The organism is Mycobacterium sp., from assembly GCF_035623875.1.
Classification (GTDB): Bacteria; Actinomycetota; Actinomycetes; order Mycobacteriales; family Mycobacteriaceae; genus Mycobacterium.
Genome location: NZ_DASPSP010000020.1, coordinates 1 through 16920, shown reverse-complemented (window position 1 = coordinate 16920; position 16920 = coordinate 1). Strand labels below are relative to the sequence as shown.

15 protein-coding genes and 1 pseudogene are annotated in these 16920 nt (G+C 66.1%); 5 read left to right on the top strand and 11 right to left on the bottom strand.

The genetic code is table 11. The annotated features are described in order from the left end of the window. The 3 genes from VEI45_RS02180 to VEI45_RS02170 all read right to left on the bottom strand — a co-directional run. Positions 1–704: HNH endonuclease family protein (locus VEI45_RS02180; RefSeq protein WP_324849686.1), on the bottom strand; the 704-nt coding region annotated here is incomplete at its 3' end. A gap of 70 nt (positions 705–774) precedes the next feature. Next, positions 775–2994, bottom strand: coding sequence for an ATP-dependent DNA helicase RecG (gene recG / locus VEI45_RS02175; RefSeq protein WP_324849684.1), 2220 nt, complete (start codon positions 2992–2994; stop codon positions 775–777). Positions 2995–2996: 2 nt separating this feature from the next. Continuing rightward, positions 2997–4676, bottom strand: a complete 1680-nt coding sequence (locus VEI45_RS02170) for a DAK2 domain-containing protein (protein WP_324849694.1) — start codon at positions 4674–4676, stop codon at positions 2997–2999. A gap of 268 nt (positions 4677–4944) precedes the next feature. Between VEI45_RS02170 and rpmB the strand changes: the two genes are divergently transcribed. Continuing rightward, positions 4945–5139 carry a 50S ribosomal protein L28 gene (gene rpmB, locus VEI45_RS02165; RefSeq protein ID WP_324849682.1) on the top strand — a complete coding sequence of 65 codons (195 nt, stop codon included), beginning with the start codon at positions 4945–4947 and terminating at the stop codon, positions 5137–5139. Between the two features lie 16 nt (positions 5140–5155). On the opposite strand, the gene VEI45_RS02160 is transcribed toward rpmB, so the two are convergent. From VEI45_RS02160 to VEI45_RS02150, 3 genes are all read right to left on the bottom strand, one after another. Beyond that, the gene (locus VEI45_RS02160; RefSeq protein ID WP_324849680.1) at positions 5156–5839 is read right to left on the bottom strand and encodes a uracil-DNA glycosylase; all 684 of its coding nucleotides are present in this window, start codon (positions 5837–5839) and stop codon (positions 5156–5158) included. Next, on the bottom strand, positions 5836–6126 hold the full coding sequence (locus VEI45_RS02155; RefSeq protein WP_324849678.1) for a DUF1330 domain-containing protein: 291 nt from the start codon (positions 6124–6126) through the stop codon (positions 5836–5838). Before VEI45_RS02155 ends, VEI45_RS02160 begins: the two co-directional genes overlap by 4 nt. Positions 6127–6213: 87 nt before the next feature. After that, positions 6214–7176 carry a thiamine-phosphate kinase gene (locus tag VEI45_RS02150; protein WP_324849676.1) on the bottom strand — a complete coding sequence of 321 codons (963 nt, stop codon included), beginning with the start codon at positions 7174–7176 and terminating at the stop codon, positions 6214–6216. Between the two features lie 86 nt (positions 7177–7262). Between VEI45_RS02150 and VEI45_RS02145 the strand changes: the two genes are divergently transcribed. Next, positions 7263–7790, top strand: a complete 528-nt coding sequence (locus tag VEI45_RS02145; protein WP_324849674.1) for a DUF3515 domain-containing protein — start codon at positions 7263–7265, stop codon at positions 7788–7790. Here VEI45_RS02145 and VEI45_RS02140 read toward each other — a convergent pair whose 3' ends face one another. Together VEI45_RS02140 and VEI45_RS02135 are read right to left on the bottom strand one after the other, a co-directional pair. Continuing rightward, on the bottom strand, positions 7791–8912 hold the full coding sequence (locus VEI45_RS02140; RefSeq protein WP_324849692.1) for a D-alanine--D-alanine ligase family protein: 1122 nt from the start codon (positions 8910–8912) through the stop codon (positions 7791–7793). An 89-nt stretch (positions 8913–9001) separates the two neighbouring features. Beyond that, positions 9002–10003 carry an NAD(P)H-dependent glycerol-3-phosphate dehydrogenase gene (locus tag VEI45_RS02135; protein WP_324849690.1) on the bottom strand — a complete coding sequence of 334 codons (1002 nt, stop codon included), beginning with the start codon at positions 10001–10003 and terminating at the stop codon, positions 9002–9004. A 96-nt stretch (positions 10004–10099) separates the two neighbouring features. Between VEI45_RS02135 and cofC the strand changes: the two genes are divergently transcribed. From cofC to VEI45_RS02120, 3 genes and pseudogenes are all read left to right on the top strand, one after another. Then, on the top strand, positions 10100–10756 hold the full coding sequence (cofC, locus tag VEI45_RS02130) for a 2-phospho-L-lactate guanylyltransferase (RefSeq protein WP_324849672.1): 657 nt from the start codon (positions 10100–10102) through the stop codon (positions 10754–10756). A 68-nt stretch (positions 10757–10824) separates the two neighbouring features. Beyond that, positions 10825–13060 (top strand): annotated as a pseudogene (locus VEI45_RS02125) (RNA degradosome polyphosphate kinase). A gap of 67 nt (positions 13061–13127) precedes the next feature. After that, positions 13128–14063, top strand: a complete 936-nt coding sequence (locus VEI45_RS02120) for a bifunctional NUDIX hydrolase/histidine phosphatase family protein (RefSeq protein WP_324849670.1) — start codon at positions 13128–13130, stop codon at positions 14061–14063. A gap of 72 nt (positions 14064–14135) precedes the next feature. Here VEI45_RS02120 and VEI45_RS02115 read toward each other — a convergent pair whose 3' ends face one another. The 3 genes from VEI45_RS02115 to leuC all read right to left on the bottom strand — a co-directional run bounded on the left by VEI45_RS02115 (position 14136) and on the right by leuC (position 16880). Then, entirely contained in the window at positions 14136–14675 is a 540-nt protein-coding gene (locus VEI45_RS02115) for an HU family DNA-binding protein (protein WP_324849668.1), read from the bottom strand. A gap of 200 nt (positions 14676–14875) precedes the next feature. Then, on the bottom strand, positions 14876–15472 hold the full coding sequence (gene leuD / locus VEI45_RS02110) for a 3-isopropylmalate dehydratase small subunit (protein WP_324849666.1): 597 nt from the start codon (positions 15470–15472) through the stop codon (positions 14876–14878). A 16-nt stretch (positions 15473–15488) separates the two neighbouring features. Then, entirely contained in the window at positions 15489–16880 is a 1392-nt protein-coding gene (gene leuC, locus VEI45_RS02105) for a 3-isopropylmalate dehydratase large subunit (protein ID WP_324849688.1), read from the bottom strand. Between the last annotated feature and the right edge of the window lie 40 nt (positions 16881–16920).

Genomic DNA, 16920 nt, shown 5'->3' with positions numbered 1-16920 from the left:
GGGCAGGTGGCGGTGGCCTGACGCAATACGTCCGCCGAAGCCTGGTCGACGGGAAGTGCGTAACCACGCGACACGGCAATGTACTGCATGGCGTACTGACACCAGAACGCCTTGTTGGGGGGCATCCATAGGGCCGGCTGGGAATCGGCCTTGTCCTCGTTTGCCTTGCCCGACACCGCCAGCAGGTTGGCCGGATCGTTCGCGAAGCGCACCCGTTGAGCGATCGGCCAGTCGTAGGCACCCATATCCCAGGCCAGCGCCAGCGGCACGATGTGGTCAATCTCCACCGATGCCCCGATCCCCGCGCCACGGTGAAAGTTGATGGTGGCGTTGGTGTACGGATCGTGCAGGGTGCCGGTTTCGACGGCGTTCGGGCAGCGTTTGATCCACACATACGTCTTGTCGACCATGTCGCGGTTGAGAATGTCGTCGCGGGTGTCGCATCCGTTGTGCCCGCCGGGGGCGTCGGTGTCGTCGGTCCAGGCGTCGCCGAACGCTGCACGACGGTAGTCGTAGCGATGGATCCTGGCCGGCACCAACATGATTCCGCCCAGCACGTCGACACCGGGCTGCACCGTCGGAACGTCGGCTCGCGCCGCGAACTCCCGGGCGCGGTCTCCCGCCGACGTGCTCACCACCTGATAGGCGACCAGCACCGCGAGCACCGCGATCGCCGACAGCCATAGCAGAGTCTTGCGGTTCATCTGCGCCGCTCTCCCCCGCAAGCGGGTGGTACCCCCACGGCATCGCTTTGCTCTGCATCGTCGCCTGCGGTCATGACTTGTCCAGGTATTCGATGCGTTCGCTGCCGGTGAATGGTGCTGCCAGTAGCGCCAATCCGGGATTGGAAGTCTCGTCGTCGTAGACCTGCTCGCAGAAGTCCCGGGCCACCTCGATGATGTGCTGGTGGTCGATCAGCGACAGCAGTTGTAGCGTGATCGCACGGCCGGACTGGCTGCGGCCCAGCACATCTCCTTCACGACGCTCCCTGAGATCCAGGTCAGCCAGGGCGAACCCGTCGAGGGTCTCGGCGACGGCTTTCAGTCGCCGGCCTGCCCGGGAATCGGGCGGCACCCAGCTCGCCAGCAGACATAGGCTCGCGTGCGTGCCCCGGCCAATGCGGCCACGCAACTGGTGCAACTGGCTGATACCGAACCGGTCGGCGTCCATAACCAGCATCACGGTCGCGTTCGGGACGTCAACGCCGACCTCAATGACGGTGGTGCATACCAGCACATCGATCTCGCCGGCGCGAAACGCCGTCATCGCGGCATCCTTCTCGTCGGCGGGCAACCGCCCATGCATAAGTCCTAGCCGCAGACCGGCCAGCTGGTCACCGCGCAGATGGACGAACAGCTCTTCAGCTGTCGCCGAAGGCCTTGCATCCTTATCGCTCTGGCCGGTGTTGTCGGTCTCGTCGATTCGCGGCGCTACCACGTAGACCTGGCGTCCGTCGGCGACCTCCTCGATGATGCGCCGCCAGGCCCGGTCCAGCCATGCCGGCTTGTCCTTGACGAAGATGGCGGTGGTGGTGATCGGCTGCCGACCGCGGGGAAGCTCACGCAGCGTCGAGGTCTCCAGGTCTCCATAGACGGTGAGCGCCACCGTCCGCGGTATAGGTGTCGCCGTCATCACCAGCAGATGCGGCGTGATCCCGGCAGGAGCCTTGGCCCGCAACTGATCTCGCTGCTCGACGCCGAACCGGTGCTGCTCGTCGACGACGACCATGCCAAGCCGGTGGAACTCGACCGCATCTTGCAGCAGCGCGTGCGTGCCTACCACGATGCCGACCTGGCCGCTGGTGACCTCGGCGCGCACCTGTTTTTTCTGAGCCGCTGACATCGAGCCAGTGAGCAGCGCGACTCGGGTAGCGTTGTCGGCACCACCGAGCTGGCCAGCCATCGCCAGCGGCCCGAGCACGTCGTTGATCGACTGGAGATGTTGCGCAGCAAGGACTTCCGTCGGCGCCAACAGTGCGCACTGATAGCCCGCGTCGACCATCTGTAGCATCGCCAGCACCGCTACGATCGTCTTGCCCGACCCCACCTCGCCTTGCAGCAACCGGTTCATTGGGCGGGTGGAGGCGATTTCAGCAGAAAGCGTCTCCAACACCTCTTGCTGACCGGCTGTCAGCTCGAATGGCAAGCCCTGCAGGAGTTCTTGCTTGAGCCCATCCGAACGCAGTGACGCCGGCGGCCCGGACTGGGCCAGTTCGCCGTGGCGGCGACTCACCAGCGCCCACTGCAGCCCGACGGCCTCGTCGAAGGCCAGCCGTTCTCGAGCGCGCTGCCGCTCGGCGGGATTTTCGGCCAGGTGGATGGCGCGCAGCGCCTCGTCTTCGGAGACCAGATTGTGCTTGGCGCACAATTCTTTCGGCAGCGGGTCGGCCACCGGGTCGAGCACCTCGAGCACCTGACGCACGCAGTTGAAGATGTCCCAGCTCTGTAGCTTGGTGCTGGCCGGATAGATCGGGTAGAAGCGACGTTCGAACGCCTCCTGCAACACCTCGCCGCTGACCGCCCGCGAGGCGTCGGCGATGTTGCGCAGTGATCGGCTGCCGTGGTTTCTGCCGTCCGGGGAGTCGAGGATGAGAAACGCCGGGTGCGTCAGTTGCATTGCGCCCCTGAAGAATCCGACCTCCCCGGACAGCATCACTCTGGTGCCCTTGGTTAGCCCCTTCTTGAGGTAGCGGGGGTTGAAAAACGTGGCGGTGACCTTGCTGCGCCCGGAGCCGAGAGTGACGAGCAATATCTTGTCCCTCGGGCGATTTCTGATCGGCCGCTCGACCACCCCGGTGATCTCGTCGACGAGCGTGATGTGCTCGCCTTCGGCCGGCCGCTCGTCGCCCGCACCGCGCACGCTTGCGCCCTCGACATAGCTGCGTGGGTAGTGGCGGAGCAGGTCGTCGACGGTGCGGATACCGAACACTTCGTCGAGCGGGTTCGCGGCTTTGGCGCCAAGGAGGTAATCCAGGCGGTCACTCAGCGCTGCCATGGCTACTCGACCCCGATCAGCAGCGCGTCGCCGCGGTGTCCGGTGCGATAGGTCATCAGCTCGGTGCCCGGGTGACGGTCGTGCACGTGGGCCTGCAGCCGGTCGCTCACCGCAGCCGCGTCGACATGCCCATCGAGGTCGGCACCGACCAGCACCGTCACCAACTCACCGCCCGCGGCCAGCAGCAAATCGATCAAGCCGATTGCCGCCGATCCGACATCCGAGGCGACAATCAGCACCTCGTCGCCCGCAATGCCCAACCCGTTGCCGGGTTCGCAAGTGCCGGCCCAGGTCAACGCGGTTTCGGTGGCGATGCGCACCGACCCGTGCTTGGCGGCGCCGGCGGCGCGGGCCATCGTGAAGCCGTCGTCGACGGCTTGCCGGCCGGGTTCATGTACGGCGAGCGCCGCCAGCCCCTGCACCATCGACCCGGTCGGCAGCGGCACCACATCGATACCCCACCCGATCGCTGCGGTGCAGCCGGCCACCAGCTCTTCGGCGGCCAGGTAGCCGTTGGGCAACACCATGACCTGCGCGGCTTCGGTGTCCACCACCGCCCGCAACAGCTGCTGGGCGCTAATGGCCGTCGTCGGATCGGCGACGTGCGGGCCGGGGCGTAGCACACAGGCCCCTTCACCGGCGAACAACTCTGCCGCGCCGTCACCATCGACGACGGCCAACACCGCGCGCTCCCGTGTCCAGCTGCCGGGCGGTAGTCCGCTGGCCGCGCCGGTCAGCGCCGAGATCTGGATCCGCCGCGGATTGCCGAACGCCAGACCCGCTTCGATGGCGGCCCCGGCGTCGTCGGTATGGACATGGACCGAGTAACCGCCCACCACGCCGGAGGTCGCGATGGCCACCGACTCACCTAGCTCATCCAGCCGCTCGCGCAGCAAATCAGCGCCCCCGGTGTCGCATCCGCCCAGCAGGTACATCACCTCGAATTGCGGCGCGGGGGGTTGCGGGGTGGGTTCCGCGGCCGGCCGGCGCGGCGAGGGCTCGTACAACGTGCGGTTCGGCGCCTGCCCGGTGATCGTTGAGCGCAACGCGTCCAGAAGGACCACCAGACCTCGCCCACCGGCGTCGACCACCCCGGCCTTGCCCAGCACGTCGAGCTGCTCGGGGGTCTTTTCCAGCGCGACCACCGCGGCGTCGCCGGCGACAGTGATCGCCCTGGCCAGCCCCTCCCCGGCGCTTTGCTCGACGGCACCCGCGGCCGCCCGCAGCACCGAGACGATCGTTCCGGGGACCTCCTGGCCGCCCATCGAGGCGACAACCAGATCCACGCCGTGGCGCAACGCCGCGCCGAGCAGCGCTGCGTCGATGACGTCCAGTTCGGCATCGGATTCGGCGGTCGCGCCGGCGGTGACGTCGGCGATACCGCGCAGAATCTGCGAAAGGATCACCCCGGAGTTGCCGCGCGCACCGTTCAGGGCGCCCGCCGACAGGGCGGCGGCCGCCCGGGCGACGTCGCCAGGACCGGCCTTGGAACTGGCAACAGTGTTGGCCTCGGCCAGCGCTGAGCGCATGGTGAACAGCATGTTGATGCCGGTATCGGAGTCGGCGACCGGGAAGACGTTGAGCCGATTGATCTCGTCGATGTGGGTGATCAGGTCGCCAACGGCGGTATGCGCCCAGTCGCGCAGTGCGGGCGCGTCCAATGGGCGGTCCGGCCTGGCCAGCTCCGACCCCACCTGCCCCGACCCCACCTGCAAGCCACCTCCTCACGCCGCCATCGGTGGGCGCCAGCCTATCTATTGAGCCTGACAGCACAGGTCAAAGGCGCCCGCGGCGTGTTGATCGTTTTGGCGGTTCAGCCCGGCGGCGGCTATTCTGGCCAGGTCGCCGGGCCATCCGTCAGGGTCGCGCGCTGCGACGATCGAGGCCTAAACGGCCTGAGGAGGAGCAGGGCAATCAGCCCTTCGCCCCAGAGGTTCGAGGAGTTTATATATGGCTGCCGTCTGCGATATCTGCGGGAAGGGCCCCGGCTTCGGCAAGTCGGTGTCGCACTCCCATCGCCGGACCAGCCGTCGGTGGGATCCCAACATCCAGAGCCTGCGCGTTGCCACCCGCCCCGGCGGCAACAAGCACCGCATCAACGTCTGCACGTCGTGCATCAAGGCCGGTAGAGTCACCCGCGGCTAGGGCGTAGCGACACGCATTACGGCAGCCGCCAGTCGATGGGCTCGCCGCCCGTTTCAGCAAGCAGTTCGTTGGCACGGCTGAATGGACGTGAGCCGAAAAATCCTCGCGACGCCGAAAGCGGCGAGGGATGCGGTGATTCGATCGAAACGCAATCGCTGCCCGCCAGCATCGGCTTCAGCGTTGAGGCGTCGCGGCCCCACAAAATAGCCACCATCGGCTGCTGGCGATCCACCAGCGCGCGAATCGCGCACTCGGTCACGGCCTCCCAGCCTTTGCCGCGGTGAGACGCCGGGTTGCCCGGCCGAACCGTGAGCACGCGGTTGAGCAGCAGCACCCCCCGCTCGGCCCACGGCGTGAGGTCGCCGCAGGACGGCGCCGGATAGTCCAAGTCACTGGCATATTCGACGAAGATGTTCTCCAGGCTTCGAGGCAGCGGGCAAACGCCGGCGGCCACTGAGAAGCTCAAGCCGACAGCATGCCCGGGCGTCGGATACGGGTCCTGGCCGACAATCAGCACCCGCACCTGGTCGAACGGAAAGGTGAAGGCGCGTAATACATTCGGGCCAGCCGGCAGGTAGCCTCGGCCTGCTGCGATCTCCTCACGCAGAAATTGGCCCATCTTGGCCACCTGGCCGCCGACGGGCTCCAGCGCATTGGCCCAACCGTCCTCGACGAGTTCACGCAACGGCCGGGCGGTCACGCCAGCCCCTTCGCCAACAGCACCACGCTGTCAGCGCCTTCGCGGCGATCCTTTGAAATCTCTTGATAGTCAGGCGATTCCGACCACAGACGAAATGCCGCCTCGTCGGGAAAGGACATCAGCACCACCTTGTCCCGATCCCAGTGGCCCTCAACCACTTGCGGGGACTCGTCGGCAACCAGCAACGTGCCACGGTGACGACGGAAGACATCCATGAATCGCGTCTGGTAGCGGTCGTAGGCGGCGCGGTCGGTGAACCGCAACTGAGCGATTGCGTAGACGGTCACCGGGTCACCCTACTGCCCAGTGCCCGCCTTTTTTCCGGCCGCTCTGGGGGCACCTCCCGCTTGCGGGGGCCGGCCCGCATCGTCACCCTAACGACCAAAGGACTGCCAGCCCGCGTACCCGTGCCACTCTGCGCCGTCGACGAGCACCCGCGCCGGCCCGTCGAGCACCCGCCCGATCACCCGCCACCCCGCGGGAACCGGCCCGGCGAACGCCGCGACCAGGGCATGGTCCTCTCCCCCGGCAAGCACCCACGTCCACGCGTCGACCCCGGCGGCTTCGGCGGCGCCCAGCAGTGCGTCGCGATCGGCGCTGAGCGCTTGGGTGCTCAGGTCGATGCCCACCCCGGACGCCTCGGCCAGGTGCCGCAGATCGCCGATCAGACCGTCGGAAATGTCGATCATCGCCTGGGCACCGGCGTCGGCGGCCGCGCGGCCCTGTCCGTAGGGCGGTTGCGGGACGAGGTGGCGATGCCGCAGGTCGTCGAACCCCTCAATGCCCTTGTCCCACAGGTTATATCCCGCAGCAGAGTGTCCCAGCTCGCCGGCGACCGCGATCCCGCAGCCGGCTCGCGCCCCCGACCGCAGCACCGGCGGCCGACCGGCCAGATCGCCCAGCACGGTCATCGACACCACCCATTGCGGGCTGCTGACCAGATCGCCGCCGACGATGCCGGCGCCAATCCGGCTGGCCTCCTCCCACATCCCGTCTGCCAGGGCCCTCACCTGTGCGGTTGGCGTCTCGGGAGGTGCGCCGAAGCCGACGACGAACGCGGTAGCCCGTCCGCCCATCGCTTCGATGTCGGCGGCGTTCTGCGCGACGGCTTTACGGCCGACATCGTGCGGCGTCGACCAGTCCAGCCGGAAATGCCGTCCCTCAACCAGCATGTCCGTCGACGCCACGACACGACCGTCGGCGGCCACCACCACAGCAGCGTCGTCACCCGGTCCGAGAGCGACCGCGTCCGGCTGGCGCCGGCCCCGAATCAGCCCGTCGATCACGCCGAATTCGCCAACGTCGCCCAGCGTGGCATCAGAGTCGCCGCTGCCCACATCACCTCCGGTAGGTTCTTGTCCGCTGACTTCGGGAGTGTAAGCGTGCTCGACAGGCCGAGCAGAAGGTGAGGCAATCTCTTTTAATGGCCGACTCGGAGGGTCCGCCGCGGGCGGTGCTGATCGCTGCGCTGGTGCTGGCGGTCGGTGTCGTCGGCATGGTCCTCGCGATCGCAGCGACCCGCCACCCGCCGCTCCAACCGGTGCCGATCCCGAGCGTCCCCGCTCCCCACGCACAGGATCCGGCGTGCCGGGCGCTGTCAGAAGCGCTGCCGCAGCGACTCGGCGACTATCAGCGCGCCCCGATCGCGCAGCCCGCACCACCCGCCACCGCCGCCTGGCGAACCGCGAGGGATAGCGAACTGGTCGTGCTGCGGTGTGGCGTCGACCGCCCGACAGACTTCGTGGTCGGTTCGCCGATCCAACTCGTCGACCGGGTGCAGTGGTTTGAGGCTCGCCGAGGCGATCGATCCACCTGGTACACCGTCGACCGACCGGTCTATGTGGCACTCACCCTGCCGTCGGGGTCTGGCCCGACGCCGATCCAGCAACTCTCCGACCTGATCGACCACACCATGCCGGCGGTGCTGATCAGCCCGTCGCCGGTCGGCTGATTAACGCAGACCCGTCCCGCGCGCGAGCGCAGTTTCCACCATGGTCGCCACCAGGGTCGGATAATCCACGCCGCTGGCTGCCCACATTCGCGGGTACATCGAGATCGTGGTGAATCCGGGCATCGTGTTGACCTCATTGATGATCAGCCCGTCATCGGTGAGGAAGAAGTCGACCCGGGCCAAGCCCTGGCAGTCGATCGCCCTGAAAGCCCGGATCGCCAAATCACGCACCGCGTCGCTTACGTCGTCGTCGACCTTGGCGGGCACGTCGAGTTCGGCGGCGTCGTCGAGGTATTTGGTCGCGAAGTCGTAAAAGGAGTCTTCCCGTCCGCGCACACCGGCCACCCGGATCTCCCCGACAGTGCTGGCTTGCACTGTGCCGTCAGGAAGTTCGAGCACGCCGCATTCCAATTCGCGACCGACGACCGCAGCCTCGACGATTACCTTCGGGTCATGCTGGCGTGCATGGGCCACGGCCGCGGGCAGGTCGTCCCAGCTGGTCACCCGGCTGACGCCGATCGACGAGCCGCCGCGTGCGGGTTTGACGAAGAGCGGCAGCCCAAGTCGTTCGCGCAGCCTGGTGTCCAGCGTCGGTTGCGACGGCCGCAGCACCTGATAGGCGCCGACCGGAAGTCCTTCGGCGACAAGCAACTTCTTAGTAAACTCCTTGTCCATCCCCGCCGCACTGGCCAACACCCCGGCGCCGACGTAGGGCACGCCGGCGACCTCGAGCAGGCCCTGGATGGTGCCGTCTTCCCCGTAGGGTCCGTGCAAGACCGGGAAGACCACATCGACGGATGCCAGCACCTCCGCCCCACCGGGCGACAGTGATACCAACTGACCGGCACGCCGCGGATCGGTAGCCAGAGCCAGCTCGGTGCCCGATTCGGAGCTCACTGCCGGCAGCTGCCGATTGGTGATCGCCAGCGCGTCGGGGTCCCCGTCGGTCAGCACCCACGAGCCGTCCGGGGTGATGCCAACCGCGACCACGTCGAAGCGCTCCGGATCAAGATTGCGCAGAATGCTGCCCGCCGAGACACAGGAGATGGCGTGCTCGTTGCTGCGTCCGCCGAACACGACGGCGACGCGGATGCGGCCGCGATCGGTCGTCTTGGTGGGCAAGCGGGAACTCACAACCTAGAGAGGCTACCGTCTGGGTGCTTCGGTGCTGGTTACCACGAGGTTAGCTCCGCTGTTAACCGCGGCCAGGCTCATTCCGGCTTGGTGCTGCGTCCTAACAGCAGAACCACCGCCTGGTCCACCGACAACCCCTTATGACAGACCCGGTGCACGGCGTCGGTCAGTGGCATCTCGACGTCGTAACTCGAGGCCAGCGCCAGCACCGACTCGCATGACGTCACCCCCTCGACGACATGGCCGCCGCGGGACTGCAGCGCCGACTCCATCGTCTGACCCCGCCCGAGACATTCGCCGAAGGAGCGGTTACGCGAGCGGGGCGAGGTGCAGGTGGCCACCAAATCGCCGACGCCGGCCAGACCCGCCAGTGTTGTGCCTTTGGCGCCGACCGCTATCCCGAACCGCATGATCTCGGCCAGGCCGCGGGTGACGATCGCCGCCGCGGTGTTTTCGCCGAGGCCCACCCCGGCGGCCATTCCGCAGGCCAACGCGATCACGTTCTTGCATGCGCCGCCGATCTCGGTGCCGATCACGTCGGCATTGGTGTATGGGCGGAAGTATCCGGTGTTGAGCATGCGCTGCAGCGCAACGGCGCGACCGGAATCACTGCAGGCGATGACGGTCGCAGCGGGTTGCTCGTCGGCGATCTCACTGGCCAAGTTCGGCCCGGATATCACAGCAACCTGTGACGCGTCGACACCGGTCACGGAAAGGATGACCTGGCTCATCCGCATCAGCGTGCCCAACTCGATGCCCTTGGCCGCGCTGACCAGGGTCGCGCCCTGGGCTAACAGACTCTTCCAGTGTTCGAGATTGGTTCGCATCGTCTGCGCCGGCACGGCCAGCAGAACCGTGGTCGCCCCGCTGAGCGCCTCGTCGGCGTCGCCGGTGGCCCGAATGCCCGGCGGCAACTGCACGCCAGGCAAGTAATTGGGGTTGAGTCGGCCGGCGTTGATTTCGGCGGCGACGTCGGATCGCCGCGCCCACAGCGTCACCTCGCCACCAGCGTCGGCAAGCAACTTGGCAAGCGCGGTACCCCACGCGCCGGCGCCCATCACCGCTGTCGTGCTGGCCATGGTCTGCCTTCGTCCCATCTCGTCAAGTTGTCGGCGCTCAACCGTAGCTCAGCGACCTAAGCGGGGAATGAGCCTCGACACTGGCAGGATGGCTCTATGAATAGGCGAGCCGACGCCGGAGGTGATGTCGGCTTGATCGTCGCGGTCAAGCGACTGGCCGCCGCCAAGACCAGGCTCGCGCCGGTGTTTTCCGCGCGGACGCGGGAGAACGTGGTGCTGGCCATGCTTCTGGACACGCTCACCGCCGCGGCAAGGGTCAAGTCGGTAGGCCGCATCACGGTGATCACGCCCGACGACGCCGCGGCAGCCGCCGCGCGCCAACTCGGCGCTGAGGTGCTGTCCGATCCCACACCAGAAGGCCACCCCGATCCGCTGAACAACGCGATCGCGGCCGCCGAGCGGGTGGTGGCCCAGTCAGTGTCCAATATCATTGTGCTGCAAGGGGATCTACCGGCATTGCAGACGCAGGAGCTCGCCGAGGCGATCGCCGCGGCACGACACCACGAACGCAGTTTCGTCGCCGACCGGCTCGGCACGGGTACCGCGGCGCTGTGTGCATTCGACACCGCACTCGACCCGCGGTTCGGGCCGGATTCTTGCGCGCAGCATCGACGTTCGGGCGCGATCGAGCTCACCGGGGCGTGGCCTGGACTTCGCTGCGATATCGACACACCCGATGACTTAGCGGTCGCACGCCGCCTCGGGATCGGGCCCGCGACCGGACGGGCTGTCGGCGCCGGGGCGCGCGGCTAACCGTAACGACGGGTAAACGGCTCCTCAACGGCGAATGGATGTCAGCCAGTGGGTAGCAGCACCGCCCGATGATGGGGAATGATCGCAAAGGTGACCGAAATCGAAGCCCGGGGGGGCAGCGACGCAGCAGTTACGACCACCTCAGCCGAGGCGGGGCCGGACGGGCCTGCGTGGCGACCGGACGGCACACCGCCCGCCGCACCGCCCGCCGCCACCGCGGCCCTGATAGAGGACGTACTTCCCGAGCACCGCTACCTCAACCGCGAGCTGAGCTGGCTGGACTTCAACGCCCGCGTACTGGCGCTGTCCGCCGACACCTCCCTGCCGTTGCTGGAGCGGGCAAAGTTTCTGGCGATCTTCGCCTCCAACCTCGACGAGTTCTACATGGTTCGCGTCGCCGGGCTGAAGCGGCGCGACGAGATGGGCCTGTCGGTGCGCTCCGCGGACGGTCTGACTCCGCGCGAGCAACTGCGTTGCATCGGCGAACAGACCCAGCAGATCGCCACCCGCCACGCACGCGTCTTCCTCGACTCGGTGCGGCCCGGCCTGGCCGAGGAAGGTATTCACATCGTTACGTGGGCCGATCTGGACCAGGCTGAACGCGACCAACTGTCGACATACTTCAACGAGCAGGTTTTCCCCGTCCTGACGCCGCTGGCCGTCGATCCCGCTCACCCGTTCCCCTTCGTCAGCGGCCTGAGCCTGAACCTGGCGGTCACGGTCAAGCAGCCGGAGGACGGCGGTCAGCACTTCGCTCGGGTCAAGGTACCCGACAACGTCGATCGCTTCGTCGAACTCGGCGGCCGAGAAGGCGCCGACGAGTCAGCCGGCAAGCCAGAAGTCCGCTTTTTGCCGATGGAGGAGCTGATCGCGGCCTTCCTGCCGACGCTGTTTCCGGGTTTGGAAATCGTCGAGCACCACGCGTTCCGCATCACCCGCAACGCCGATTTCGAGGTCGACGAAGATCGCGACGAGGATCTGCTGCAGGCGCTCGAGCGGGAACTGGCCCGTCGACGGTTCGGATCGCCGGTACGCCTTGAGGTGGCCGACGACATGACCGAGCACATGTTGGAGCTGCTGCTGCGTGAGCTCGACGTGCATCCCGGCGACGTCATCCAAGTGCCGGGGCTGCTTGATCTCTCGTCGCTGTGGCAGGTCTACGACGTCGACCGGCCGGCACTGAAGGATCCCGCGTTCGTTCCGGCCACCAACCCCGCATTCGCCGACCGGGAAACGCCGAAGAGCATTTTCGCGACCCTGCGCGAGGGTGACGTGCTGGTCCACCATCCCTACGACTCGTTTTCTACGAGCACGCAACGATTTATCGAGCAGGCTGCCGCCGACCCCAACGTGCTCGCGATCAAGCAGACGCTGTATCGCACATCCGGTGATTCACCGATCGTTCGGGCGCTGATCGAAGCCGCCGCGGCCGGCAAGCAAGTAGTGGCACTGGTCGAAATCAAGGCACGATTCGACGAGCAGGCCAACATCCGGTGGGCACGCGCACTGGAGCAGGCGGGAGTCCATGTGGCGTACGGCCTCGTCGGACTCAAAACGCATTGCAAGACTTGTCTGGTGGTGCGCCGCGAAGGCCCGGCGATCCGGCGCTACTGCCATATCGGGACCGGCAACTACAACAGCAAGACCGCCCGGCTCTACGAAGACATCGGCCTGTTGACCGTCGACCCCGACATCGGTGCCGACCTGACCGACCTGTTCAACTCACTGACCGGCTATTCGCGCAAGCTGTCCTACCGCAACCTTTTGGTCGCACCGCACGGTATTCGCACGGGCATCATCGAACGCGTCGAGCGGGAGATTGCCGCTCACCGCGAAACCGGCAACGGGCGAATCAGGCTCAAGATGAACGCGGTTGTCGACGAACAGGTCATCGATGCGCTCTATCGCGCATCGCAAGCAGGCGTGCGCGTTCAGGTGGTCGTGCGCGGAATCTGCGCGCTGCGCCCCGGCGTCGAAGGCTTCTCCGAAAACATTTCGGTTCGCTCGATTCTGGGCCGCTTCCTGGAGCACTCGCGGATCATCGACTTCCACGCCATCGACGAATTCTGGATCGGCAGCGCCGACATGATGCATCGCAACCTCGATCGGCGGGTCGAAGTACTGGCTCAGGTCAAAGACCCCCGACTGACCGCAATGCTCAACGACATCTTCGAATCGGCGCTGGACCCCGCCACACGCTGCTGGGAGCTGGGACCGGACGGACAGTGGACCGCACTGCCGCACGCGGGCCACACGGTTCGCGACCACCAGGTATCGCTGATGGAGCGACACAGGAGCGCTTGAGGCCACCTGTACCATGGCCACGATGTCCATCCGGCGCGAAGGTCCGAATTGACTTGCGAGGGTTACGTTGCCGACTCAGATCTGGTCGGATGACCTGCGTGTGAGCGGGAAAATCACTTGGGCCGCCGGTGCGGTGCTCTGGCGATCCTGCGCCGGCGAGTCGGTTGAGGTGGCAGTCATCCATCGTCCCCGTTACGACGACTGGTCGCTACCCAAGGGCAAAATGAATCCGGGCGAGACCGAACCGGTAACCGCGGTCCGAGAACTCTTCGAAGAGACCGGTCACCGTGCACGACTCGGTCGCCGGCTCCACAACGTGAGCTATCCGATCGACCAGGGTGTCAAGAGGGTTCGCTACTGGGCGGCGCGCAGCCTGGGCGGAGAATTCACCCCCGGTCGGGAAGTCGATGAGCTGATCTGGATGTCGACCGCCGACGCGATCAAGAAAGTGTCCTACCCACACGATCGAAAGGTCTTGCGCCGGTTCGCCAAATTCCCGGCAGACACCCAGACCGTCCTAGTGGTCCGGCACGGCACCGCGGGCAGCAAGTCCCGATTCTCCGGTGATGACAAAATGCGACCGTTGGACAAGAAGGGCCGTGCGCAGGCCGAGGCACTCGTCGGGCAGCTGTCGGCCTTCGGCCCCACCGATGTGTACGCCGCTGACCGCGTGCGCTGCCACCAGACAGTGGAGCCGCTGGCCGCGGAACTGGGCGTGGTAATCGGCAATGAGCCGTCGCTGACCGAGGAGGCTTACGCCGGCAACGCTAAACCCGGTCGACGGCGGGTTCTGCAGATCGCCGACTTGCACCGCACACCGGTGATCTGCACGCAAGGCAAGGTGATTCCCGACCTGATCGCGTGGTGGTCTGAACGCGACGGGATACGTCCGGACAAGTCGCGCAACCGCAAGGGCAGCATGTGGGTGCTGTCGCTGGCGGACGGCCAGCTGATAGCAGCCGACCACATCGGCAGTGCGCTGGCCGCCAACGTGGCGACCTAACACGCGGATTCGCCGCGGGCGTCTCGATGGAGCCGGCCCCGCAGCGAATCTGCGTGTTGAACTGGTTAGTGCCTACCGGCGGCCGCGACGGGCCGTGGCCTTCTTGGCCGGCGCCTTCCGGGCCACAGCCTTCTTCACCGCGGCCTTCTTCACGGCCTTACGGGCCACAGCCTTCTTCACCGCGGCCTTCCTAACGGCCTTCTTAGCAGCGGACCGTTTCACGGCCTTCTTCACTGCGGCCTTCTTCACGGCCTTACGGGCCACGGCCTTCTTCGCCGCACGGCCTGCAACGACACCACGCTTCACTGCTGGTCCTTCCGCTGGGAGGCGCTGCGCGCCAGAGACAACCGCTTTGAATTGTGCGCCGGGACGGAACGCGGGCACGGACGTTGGCTTTACCTTTACCGTCTCGCCGGTGCGGGGATTACGGGCCACGCGTGCGGCACGACGGCGTTGTTCGAACACACCGAAGCCGGTAATAGTGACGCTCTCACCTTTCTGCACCGCGCGCACAACGGTGTCGACGAAATTCTCGACGGCAGCGGTCGCGTGACGACGGTCGGTGCCCAATTTTTCCGTGAGCACATCGATGAGCTCTGCTTTGTTGACCATCCAAAACCTCCGAAGCTAGTGGCCCTCGTTTGGACCGACTAGAGGACACGGTAAACCCTCAGGTGCCTGATTTCCAAGAGCCACGCGCAATTTCAGTCGGTTCTGGCGAACTTTTTAGGAATCCGGTTGCCGCGCTTGGCCGGTGGCGAACCTGTCAAATACGCCTTTGGGGCGCCCGAAATTCGGGCCAAATGGAGCCGTCAGGAACTCTGCAATGTCTGCGGTTTCCAGGCCGGCCGCGCCGACTCGAAAAGGTCGATCTGGTCACGTTTCCGCAGCGTAAGGGCTATGTCGTCGAGGCCTTCCATCAAACGCCAGGCGGTGTAGTCGTCAATCTTGAACGGCACCACCACCGTTCCTGCGGCCACATTCCGATCTTGAAGATTGACAGTGATTTCCAACCCGGGGCTGCCCTCGATGAGCTTCCAGAGCAGTTCCACATCGTCTTGGGCAACTTCGGCAGCCAGCAGCCCCGCCTTCCCGGCATTGCCCCGAAAAATGTCGCCGAACCGGGACGAGATCACGACCCGGAATCCGTAGTCCATAAGCGCCCACACCGCATGCTCGCGAGAGGATCCGGTGCCGAAATCGGGGCCGGCGACCAGTACTGAACCCCTGTTAAAGGGACTGAGATTGAGCACAAAAGAGGGATCGGTCCGCCAGGCGGCGAACAATCCATCCTCGAAACCCGTTCGGGTCACTCGCTTCAAATAGACCGCAGGAATGATCTGATCCGTGTCGACATTGGACCGCCGCAACGGCACGCCGATACCCGTGTGAGTGTGAAAAGCGTCCATCACAGTTCTCCCTCAGTCAGTTCAAATCGGCCGGGGCGGAGAGCTTGCCGCGCACCGCGGTGGCGGCGGCAACGGCAGGCGACACCAAGTGGGTACGGCCGCCCTTGCCCTGGCGTCCTTCGAAGTTCCGGTTTGACGTTGCCGCACACCGCTCCCCCGGCGCCAGCTGGTCCGGATTCATCCCAAGACACATCGAACACCCGGCCTGACGCCACTCGGCGCCGGCAGCCGTGAAGATTTCGCCCAGCCCTTCTTTTTCGGCCTGCGCCCGTACCCGCATCGACCCCGGCACGACCAGCATCCGCACCCCGTCGGCCACTTTGCGACCCCGCAACACGTCGGCCACCACACGCAAATCCTCGATCCGGCCGTTGGTACAGGACCCGACGAAAATGGCATCCACCGCGATGTCGCGCATCGGGGTCCCGGGTCGAAGGTCCATGTACGCCAGCGCTTTCTCAGCGGCCTGGCGCTCGTGGTCATCGGTCATCAGCTCGGGGTCGGGCACCGCGGCCCCCAACGGCACTCCCTGCCCCGGATTTGTGCCCCAGGTGACAAACGGCGTCAACGAAGCAGCATCCACATAAACCTCGGTGTCAAACTCGGCGCCTTCGTCGGTAGCCAGCCGCTCCCAATAGGCCAGCGCCGCATCCCACTGCGCGCCTGTCGGGGAATGCGGGCGTCCTTGCAAGAATTCGTATGTGGTCGCATCGGGCGCCACCATCCCCGCCCGGGCGCCGGCCTCGATACTCATGTTGCAGATCGTCATCCGGGCCTCCATCGAGAGCGATTCGATGGCGCTGCCCCGATATTCGATGACATGGCCTTGGCCGCCGCCGGTGCCGATCCTGGCGATCACCGCAAGGATGATGTCCTTGGCTGTCACCCCGGCCGGCAGCTCCCCGTCGACGTTGACGGCCATCGCCTTGAACGGCCGCAGCGGAAGTGTCTGGGTGGCCAGCACATGCTCGACTTCCGAAGTCCCGATTCCCATTGCCAATGCGCCGAATGCGCCGTGGGTAGAGGTGTGGCTGTCACCACACACGATGGTCATTCCCGGTTGAGTCAGACCCAGCTGCGGGCCGACGACGTGCACGATGCCCTGATCGATATCGCCCATCGGGTATAGGCGGATCCCGAATTCGGCGCAATTGCGCCGCAGTGTCTCGACCTGGTTGCGGGAGACGGGGTCGGCGATCGGCTTGTCGATGTCGATGGTCGGCACATTGTGGTCTTCAGTGGCAAGCGTCAGATCCGGTCGGCGCACTGGGCGGCCGGCCAGGCGTAGACCCTCAAATGCCTGTGGACTGGTGACCTCGTGGGTCAGGTGCAGATCGATGTAGATCAGGTCGGGCTCGGCGCTCCCGCCGGCGGCCACCACATGGTCGTCCCAAATCTTCTGCGCCAGCGTGCGCGGACGCGCGGCATCCGTGCTGGCTGAATTCTTC

What these genes read in the sequence shown, in the direction of transcription:
- recG (WP_324849684.1), bottom strand. Translation starts at nt 2,994, where the DNA reads ATGGCAGCGCTGAGTGACCGCCTGGATTACCTCCTTGGCGCCAAAGCC.
- cofC (WP_324849672.1), top strand. Translation starts at nt 10,100, where the DNA reads ATGAATAGGCGAGCCGACGCCGGAGGTGATGTCGGCTTGATCGTCGCG.
- VEI45_RS02145 (WP_324849674.1), top strand. Translation starts at nt 7,263, where the DNA reads ATGGCCGACTCGGAGGGTCCGCCGCGGGCGGTGCTGATCGCTGCGCTG.
- rpmB (WP_324849682.1), top strand. Translation starts at nt 4,945, where the DNA reads ATGGCTGCCGTCTGCGATATCTGCGGGAAGGGCCCCGGCTTCGGCAAG.
- VEI45_RS02135 (WP_324849690.1), bottom strand. Translation starts at nt 10,003, where the DNA reads ATGGCCAGCACGACAGCGGTGATGGGCGCCGGCGCGTGGGGTACCGCG.
- VEI45_RS02115 (WP_324849668.1), bottom strand. Translation starts at nt 14,675, where the DNA reads ATGGTCAACAAAGCAGAGCTCATCGATGTGCTCACGGAAAAATTGGGC.
- leuD (WP_324849666.1), bottom strand. Translation starts at nt 15,472, where the DNA reads ATGGACGCTTTTCACACTCACACGGGTATCGGCGTGCCGTTGCGGCGG.